General features: G+C 72.9%; 7 protein-coding genes and 1 pseudogene. 5 read left to right on the forward strand and 3 right to left on the reverse strand.

The genetic code is table 11. From position 1 onward, the window contains the following. Positions 1-219: 219 nt before the first annotated feature. Entirely contained in the window at positions 220-1,665 is a 1,446-nt protein-coding gene (locus RH94_RS03135; protein ID WP_073946120.1) for a hypothetical protein, read from the forward strand. 15 nt (positions 1,666-1,680) lie between these two features. Here the strand turns inward: RH94_RS03135 and RH94_RS03140 are convergent, their stop codons facing one another. Continuing rightward, on the reverse strand, positions 1,681-2,988 hold the full coding sequence (locus tag RH94_RS03140; protein ID WP_073946149.1) for an ABC transporter substrate-binding protein: 1,308 nt from the start codon (positions 2,986-2,988) through the stop codon (positions 1,681-1,683). Between the two features lie 117 nt (positions 2,989-3,105). On the opposite strand from RH94_RS03140, the gene RH94_RS03145 reads away from it, so the two are divergent. After that, the gene (locus tag RH94_RS03145) at positions 3,106-3,606 is read left to right on the forward strand and encodes an SCO4402 family protein (RefSeq protein ID WP_073946121.1); all 501 of its coding nucleotides are present in this window, start codon (positions 3,106-3,108) and stop codon (positions 3,604-3,606) included. 78 nt (positions 3,607-3,684) lie between these two features. Beyond that, positions 3,685-4,569, forward strand: a complete 885-nt coding sequence (purU, locus tag RH94_RS03150; protein ID WP_073946122.1) for a formyltetrahydrofolate deformylase — start codon at positions 3,685-3,687, stop codon at positions 4,567-4,569. 275 nt (positions 4,570-4,844) lie between these two features. Here the strand turns inward: purU and RH94_RS03155 are convergent, their stop codons facing one another. Further along, complete coding sequence (locus RH94_RS03155; protein WP_234425498.1) at positions 4,845-6,245, reverse strand: zf-HC2 domain-containing protein; 1,401 nt, start codon at positions 6,243-6,245, stop codon at positions 4,845-4,847. Continuing rightward, a complete protein-coding gene (locus tag RH94_RS03160; protein ID WP_073946123.1) occupies positions 6,242-6,823 on the reverse strand; it encodes a sigma-70 family RNA polymerase sigma factor in 582 nt (193 codons plus the stop codon). The genes RH94_RS03155 and RH94_RS03160 overlap by 4 nt, the downstream gene beginning before the upstream one ends. A 299-nt stretch (positions 6,824-7,122) precedes the next feature. Between RH94_RS03160 and RH94_RS03165 the strand changes: the two genes are divergently transcribed. Together RH94_RS03165 and RH94_RS46560 are read left to right on the forward strand one after the other, a co-directional pair. After that, the gene (locus RH94_RS03165; RefSeq protein WP_073946124.1) at positions 7,123-7,491 is read left to right on the forward strand and encodes an STAS domain-containing protein; all 369 of its coding nucleotides are present in this window, start codon (positions 7,123-7,125) and stop codon (positions 7,489-7,491) included. 384 nt (positions 7,492-7,875) lie between these two features. Then, positions 7,876-7,951, forward strand: a pseudogene (locus RH94_RS46560) (ATP-binding protein); the annotation flags it as partial.

Genomic DNA, 7,951 nt, shown 5'->3' on the forward strand with positions numbered 1-7,951 from the left:
AGCCGGTGGTGAGGGAGTTCGGAGCACGGCTGGAGGTGCGGGTGGCGGCCTGAGAACGGCCTGGTGAGGCATGCGGGACATATACAGCGCCCGGTGAGCGGGTTTTGTTACCGCCGCCACGGGGAAGGAGCTCTCGCCCCGTGCTGCGTGGCACCAGACTCCGGGGACCCGGTAGCGTGAGCCGACGATTCCGAAGGTCCCCCAATCGTAGGAGTCCCGGTGACGCAGAGTGGACAGGGCGAGGAGCCCTCGGCGCGGCCCGCGCACGAAGGCATCGTGCTGCCCTCCGACGGAGGTGAGCCCTTGCTGCCGGGCATGACGAGCGGGCCGGGCGGCCAGGTCCCGGCGCCCGCCGGCGGTCAGGCCTGGGGCCAGCCGTGGGGTCCCGACCAGCAGTCCCCGCAGCACGGTCAGGGCTGGCAGACCGCCCCGTCCGCCCAGTCCTGGGACTCCCGGCAGTGGGGCGCGCAGGCCTCCGCCGCCCACCCGGGCGCGGGCCCCCTGCCCCCGGAGGGCGCGCCGGCCCCGTCCTACGGTGACGGTGCCCCCACCGCCCACTCGGCGCCGTACGCGGCCGAGTACGGCGGGTACGGCACCCCGCACGGTGCTCCCGGCGGTCCGGCGGTCGACGAAGGGGCCACCCAGTTCCTGCCGCCCGTGGGCAACGCGGCGGTGGACGAAGGAGCCACGCAGTACATACCGCCCGTGGTGCCGGGGGCCATGCCGCCCGGGGCGGGCGGGGACCCGTCGGCGCGGTTCCCGGGCCACATGCCCCAGGGCGGCGTCCCCGGGCACAACCCCGACGCCGAGGCCACGCAGTTCATCGCGCCCGTGGACGCCCAGGCGGGCGGCGGATGGCAGACGCCCGCCGAGTTCGACAACCTCTTCCGCAACGACTCCGGCGGCGCGGCCCCGGCCACCCAGCAACTGCCCAGCCTCCAGCAGCCCGCGTTCACCCCGCCCGGCGGATACGACGGCGGGTACGACGGCGGGTACGACGGCAAGCACGACGGCGGGGGCGGCCGGGGAGGCCGGCGTACCGGCTCTCGCGTGCCGCTGATCGCCACCGTGGGCGTCGGGATCGTCGCCCTCGGCATAGGCGCCGGCGCGCTGCTCAGCGGCGGCGGCGGCGACAGCGGCGACAACAGCACCACCGTCTCGGCGACCGCGCCCGCCACCGACGACGCGTCCCCCTCGTCCGCCGCCGACCCGGCCCGGGAGCAGGCGGTCGCGCTGGACAAGCTGCTGGCCGACAGCGGCAGCAGCCGCTCCTCCGTGATCAAGGCGGTGGACGACGTCAGGAACTGCCGCGACCTCGACCAGGCCGCCTCCGACCTGCGCGACGCGGCCGAGCAGCGCAAGGGGCTGGTCACGAGCCTGGACCAGCTGTCCGTCGACAAGCTCCCCGGCAACGCCGAGCTGACCCAGGCCCTCACCAAGGCCTGGAAGGCGTCGGAGTCCGCCGACCTGCACTACGCGGCCTGGGCCGACCAGACCCGCGGCAAGAAGGGCTGCAAGAAGGGCCAGGCCCGGATCACCGGCGAGCGCCGGGCCGGCGACCGCGAGAGCGGCACCGCCAGCGCCGAGAAGGCCAAGGCCGCCCAGCTGTGGAACGAGATCGCGAAGACGTACGGCCTCACCCAGCGCCAGCCGACCCAGCTGTGAGGGGAAGCGGCCCGGTCAGTCGGTGTCCGCGTTCTCCAGCGTCTTCGCCATGTCGGTGAACCCCTTCGTGGCCGGCACCAGCCGGCCCTGCCGCACCACCTGCTGGGTCACGTCCGCGTTGACCAGCCGGGCGAAGTCGGAGGAGGCGAGCAGGTCGGAGGTGCGCCACCGCAGCGGCGGGGTCAGCCCGCCGGTGTGGACCGTGAGTCCGCGGTCGAGGGTGCGCCGTACGGTGCGGGCGCTCACCTCCCCGTCGCCGATCTTCTCCAGGACGGCCCGGAGCACGGTGTAGGCGACCCACGTGGTCTGCACTCCGGCGTCCTCGGGGTCGATGCGGTTGTCCCCGAACGCCTGCTCGTTGATGACCTTCTTCATCCCGTTCCAGCGCGGATCGCTCGCCACCGGGTACCAGCCGGTGACGTACGCCCCCTCGTACGGGCCGGACTTCCCGCCGCCGGCGTCGATCACCGACTGGTCGACGCTGCCGAACACGGCGGCGGTGCGCACGGCCGGATGGCTCTCGCGGGCGCGGCGGAAGGAGTCCATGAAGATGTCGGTGCGCTCCCCGAGGGCGGGGACCACACAGCCCTCCCTCGCCGGGTCGGCGCTCGACCGGCTCAGCGCCCGGTCGGCCTGGGCGGAGTATTCGTTGGCGTCGTCGGCGGCCCGCTGGTCGTGGGCGTCCTCGTGGCCGCCGGCCCGCAGACCGGCGTTGAGCAGGGCGGGCAGCTCGTCGCCCGCGACGGTGTCGGGGCGTACGAGCGTGACGGGGCCGCACTGTGCGGCGAGCTCCCTGCCGAGACCGGCCAGCAGGGCGGGCTGGCCGCCGTTGACGGGGTAGGACAGGGCCCGGGTGAACTCGGTGGTGGTGACGCCGTAGCCGCCGATGTACGGGATGCCGGCGCCCTCCAGCGGCGGGAAGAAGGAGCCGCTGTGCTGGCTGTAGGAGCCCACGACGGCGACCACGTTCTCCTTCGCGGCGCGTCGGGCGCACTTCGCGGCGGTCACGCTGTCGTCGCCGTCGTTGCAGGTCAGGACGTTCAGCTTGCGGCCGTTGATCCCGCCGTTGGCGTTGACCCAGCGGGCGTAGGCCCTGGCCATGGCGGGCATGCCGGGCTTGTTGGCCGCTCTGGTGTCCTCCGGCGCCCAGGTCATCACGGTGACGGAGTCGCCCCCGGAACCCCCCGTGGTGCCGGGGACGACCCCGCAGCCGGCGGCGAGCGAGGCACACGCCACCAGAGCGCCCGCCGGCAGCAGGGCTCTTCCGGCGGGCCGGGTGAGGGTGGGGAGAAGTGTGGTGCGGAAACGTCGCCTGCCGGTCATGTACACACACGATTCCGTCACATCACCAATCTCTGAGTGACTCCCGGTCAACGAAGGGTGACAAAGAGGTGAATTGCGGGGGCAGGTGGGGCGGCTGGGGCGAGGAACGTACGATCGGTGACCGTGCAAGGTTCGGAGAACTCTTCCCGTCGCGGCCGTCGCTCCTCCACCATGGGCGGCATGCCCGTCAATGACATGCCGTGGTGGCGCTGGCGCAGCAATGTGCGCTCCGCGCTGCACATGCTCTCCGATCCGGTGTTCCAGCGGGACGTCTGGCTGGCAGGCGTCGAGGGGTACGGCGACGTCACCGACGCCGTCTACCGGCTGGTCGAGGACACCTGGCTGGACAACTGGTCCGCCGAGAAGTACGTCGGCACGATCTTCCGGGACTCCCAGGAGGCGGCGCTCGTCGACACCGCGGTCCTGCGGGTGCTGCGCATCATGCACCAGGTGGGCCCGGACGCGCCGGTGGCCGCGTACTTCGACCACCACGCCTGGCCGGAGGCGGTGCGGGCGGCGCGGGACGCGCATGTGCGGCTCGCGGCGAGCGACGGCGAGGACCCGGACACGCCGCCGCGCACCCTCGAGGTGCTGCGGATCCTGACGCGGTCCGCGTGACGGACGGCCCGCGCGGCGGACGGTCCGTGTGACGGACGCCGGACGACGGGCCGTGCCCGGCATGAGACCCTGTCCTGCATGAACGAGCAGTCCTCCCGAGCCGCGGCGGCCCCGGCCGATCAGTACCTCCTGACTCTCTCGTGCCCGGACAAGAAGGGCATCGTGCACGCCGTGTCCAGCTATCTGTTCATGACCGGCTGCAACATCGAGGACAGCCAGCAGTTCGGCGACCACGACACGGGACTGTTCTTCATGCGGGTCCACTTCTCGGCCGAGGCGCCGATCACGGTGGACAAGCTGCGCGCCAGCTTCGCGGCGATCGGTGACTCCTTCTCGATGGACTGGCAGATCCACCGGGCCGACGAGAAGATGCGGATCGTGCTGATGGTCAGCAAGTTCGGGCACTGCCTGAACGACCTGCTCTTCCGCGCCCGGATCGGCGCGCTGCCGGTGGAGATTGCGGCGGTGGTGTCCAACCACACCGACTTCGCCGAGCTGGTGGGGTCGTACAACATTCCCTTCCACCACATCCCGGTGACCAAGGACACCAAGTCGGAGGCCGAGGCACGGCTGCTGGAGATCGTGCGCGAGGAGGACGTCGAACTGGTCGTCCTCGCCCGCTACATGCAGGTCCTCTCCGACGACCTGTGCAAGCGGCTCAGCGGCCGGGTCATCAACATCCACCACTCCTTCCTGCCGAGCTTCAAGGGCGCGAAGCCGTACCACCAGGCGCACGCGCGCGGCGTGAAGCTGATCGGTGCGACGGCGCACTACGTGACGGCCGACCTCGACGAGGGCCCGATCATCGAGCAGGAGGTCGAACGGGTGGGCCACGACGTCACCCCGGACCAACTGGTCGCCGTCGGACGGGACGTGGAGTGCCAGGCGCTGGCGCGGGCGGTGAAGTGGCACGCGGAGCGCCGGATCCTGCTGAACGGGCGGCGGACGGTGGTGTTCGCCTGACCCGCCCGGCGGCGGTGTCACCGGGAACCTCCGAGGACGACCCGTCCTCCAGGGCGGGGTGGGGGTACCGCCCGCTTGCGGGGGAGAATCGGGCGGACCGGTGTGCTCTCCGCCGCGCTGAGCGAGAACCGAGCCGGCAGGGCGACTTCTTTGCTCGCGGTGCCGGACCGGGCCGGTTCCGCCCCGGCCGGTGTCGACCGTGCAAGACCTGCTGGTCCGCCGGGCCCGCAGGCGACGTGAGCCGGGAATCTCCCTGCCTTCAGCCGGGGGAGGGTTCACATACGGCTCAGCGACGCCGCCGCGTACAGCACGTCCCTGATCGCCTCGCGGTCGCCGACCTGACCGGCCACCGCCTCGCGCGGAGCGACGTGCCCCGCCGCCAGCCGGCAGAACTCCGGGCCGTCCAGGACCACATGGGCCACCTCGTGTTCCGCGGAGCCGACCGCTCCGGGTGAGTCGAGCGGTATCAGCCACTGGCCGCCGCCCTGGCCCTCGATCTCCAGGCGCAGGCTGCGGCCGGGTTCGCCGGCGGTCACCAGGTGCCGGGCGCGGGCGGGCGAGGCGAGCCCGGCCCGCCGCCGTGCGGCCAGCACGCCCGGCAGCATCCGGGCCGCGAGGTCGATCATCCCGTGCAGGTGCCGCGGGGCCGGCGGCCCGTACGGGTAGTCCACGGCCCGGGCGATGTCCTCGGCGTGCACCCAGCACTCGAAGGCGCGGTCCAGCATCGCGTCGGGCAGCGGGAGTTCGAAGTCGCCGTAGGGCACGGTGGGTCCGCCCGTGCCCTCGCCGGTGAAGGACACGGTCCGCACCAGGGCGTGCGTCTGCTCCCGCCAGGGCGTCCGCACCGACCGGGTCGGCGGGAAGTGCGAGGCCCGCCAGTACGCCTCGGTGCGCGCCGCCGGGGTGGGGCGGTCGGCGCGGGCGCCGGCGTCGCCGAGCGGGTCGTCGAGTCCGAGCGCCACCGCGACGAGCCCGTCGACGCTCAACAGGTGCGCGATGACCCCGGCGACGGTCGTACGGCGGCTGGTGGCGTCCTCGCCCGCGAACCACCGCAGGCGTACCGGCGCGTGCCACTCGGAGTCGCCCATGTCCCGCAGCAGCGCGTCCAGGCGGGCGGTCTCGGCGTCGTAGGCAGCCGCCCACCCGGGCACGGGGATGCGCGGCGGCCGCCGCTCCAGGCAGCCGTCCAGCACGTGCGTGCGCAGCCCCGGGTCCAGGTCCAGGCTGTCGGGCCGGTGCAGCAGCCCGACCGCCTCCCGCAGCCGCAGAGCCTCCTCGGCGCAGTCGCCGCACCCCCCGAGGTGCTCCTCGACCGCCACCGCCTCCTCCTGCGTGCAGGCGGCCAACGCCCACGCCCCGAGAAGCGACTTCAGAACATGGTGCTCCACCACACTCCGGCCCTTCACCTCCGCCGACTCCTCCCGCACGGGCAGCGACCACCCGCCATCCTCGACGGACGCGCGGGGCCCGGGTGCACGCACCGGCCGACCGCGACCGGGCCCGGGGGCACCCCGAGACCCACCGGGGCGACCGGGGCCGCCCGGACCGCCCGGACCGCCCGGACCGCCGGGGTCGCCGGGGTCATGTGGGCCGTTCGGTCCGTCGGGGTCGTGGGAGCAGCCCGGGTCGCCGGGGCCGCCCGGGGTGCCGGGCTGTTCCGGTTCCGGTGGGGTCATGCCGCGCCCCCGTGGCCGGGTGGTGTGCCGGGGGAGTCCGTGTCGTGGGCCGTGGAGAGGAGCTGGAGGCCCAGGCGGAGGCGGCGGCGGGCCTCGTCCTCGGGGATGCCGAGGTCGGCGGCGGTCTGCCGGTAGTCGCGGCGCTGGAAGTAGGCCAGTTCCAGGGCGGCGCGCAGGGGGGCCGGCAGGGAGTGGACGATGTAGTCGGCGCGGGCGGCGGCCGAGGCGCGGCGCACCCTGAGTTCCAGGGCCTCGGGGGAGCCCTGCCCGTCGCGGGCCTGCGCGGCGGTCCCGGTGCTGCGCAGCCGCTGCACGGCGATCCGGTGGGTCAGCGAGGCCATCCAGGAGCGCAGCGGTCCCTGCCGGGGGTCGTAGGCGTCGGGGTGTTCCCAGACGTGCGCGAAGACCTCGCGGGTGATGCGGTCGGCGGCCCGCTCGTCCCCGAGCACCCGGTGGGCGAGGCCGTGCACGAGGGAGGCGAAACGGTCGTAGAGCTCACCGAGGGCGGCCGCCTCCCCGCGCACGAGCCGTTGTCGCATCCTGCGGTCCCAGTGGGGCGGTGCGCCCTTCTTCGCCATGCGGCCCCCTCCAGAACCCGGCTGCGCCCTGCCCAGCGTGTCGGTGCGGTCACCTCGAATGTAGTCGGCACGTCCGACAACGCACGCCCCTTTGTGCCAATGCGCGCCCCCATTACCGCAAGACCAACTCTGATCGAGTGCGATCGAAAATGACTGAAACAAGTCTCTGAAGGAGCGGTCTCGGTTTGAGTCAAGGCGTTTGAGGGAACGGCCGCTGGGCAGCCGCGCGGAAAGAAGCGTAGGAACTGCTTCCGTTTCCGAGCGGTTCCGGGGAAGATCCGGTGAGCGGAGGGCGGGCCGTGGCGTTCAAGGTGACCGACGACCAACAGGGCGGGTGGAGCGTGCTCCGGGTCGCCGGCGAACTGGACCTGTTGACCTCGCCGGTGCTGCGGCAGCGGGTGCACGAGGCGGTGGCCCAGGGCCGCCGCCATCTCGTCCTGGACCTCTCGGACGTCTTCTTCTGCGACTCCAGCGGCGTCGGCGTCCTCATAGCCGCCCGCCGTCTGATCCGGTCCTGCCAGGGCCGGCTCCGCCTGATCCTGCCGGCCCGCGGCGCGGTCGACGGCTCGCACGTCAACCGTGTGCTCGGCGCGCTCGGCGTGCGCCGCCTCTTCGACGTCTACCCGGACCTCGCGGCAGCGGTGGACGAGGAGCCGCTGTCCGCGTGACGCCGTGGACGGCCGCCGGCCGATGTCACGGATCGTGGCACATGGGCGTCACGGAGCGTCGCCACCGTACCGGCGTCCCCGCGCGTGAACGGTCACGTCCCGGAGTCGCCGCCGTGTTCGAGTACTCGTGCGGGATGCGAGTGGTTCCGAGCACGAGCCATGTCATGACGGGCGTCGCACAGTATGCCGCACGGGTACTCCTTCGCGCGGGAATATGCCCGAAGCGCTTGTTGCGGTGACGGTAAGTCAACCATGCTGTTTCCGAAGGGAGTCACGTTCCGTGATTCCTGCTCCGGGCATTGTTCTGCCCATGCAGAAAATGGCTACGATCGTGGCCCTCGCGTGCGCGAGGCCATATGTCCGCCGGTTCGGATGGTGTGAGCGGTGCAGGTGCTTCAAGTGCAGCTGGAGATCCGGCCCGACCCCGCGGAAGTGGGGCGAGCCCGGAGGTGGGCCCGCT

This window comes from Streptomyces kebangsaanensis (assembly GCF_001906585.1).
In the GTDB taxonomy this organism is placed as follows: Bacteria; Actinomycetota; Actinomycetes; order Streptomycetales; family Streptomycetaceae; genus Streptomyces; species Streptomyces kebangsaanensis.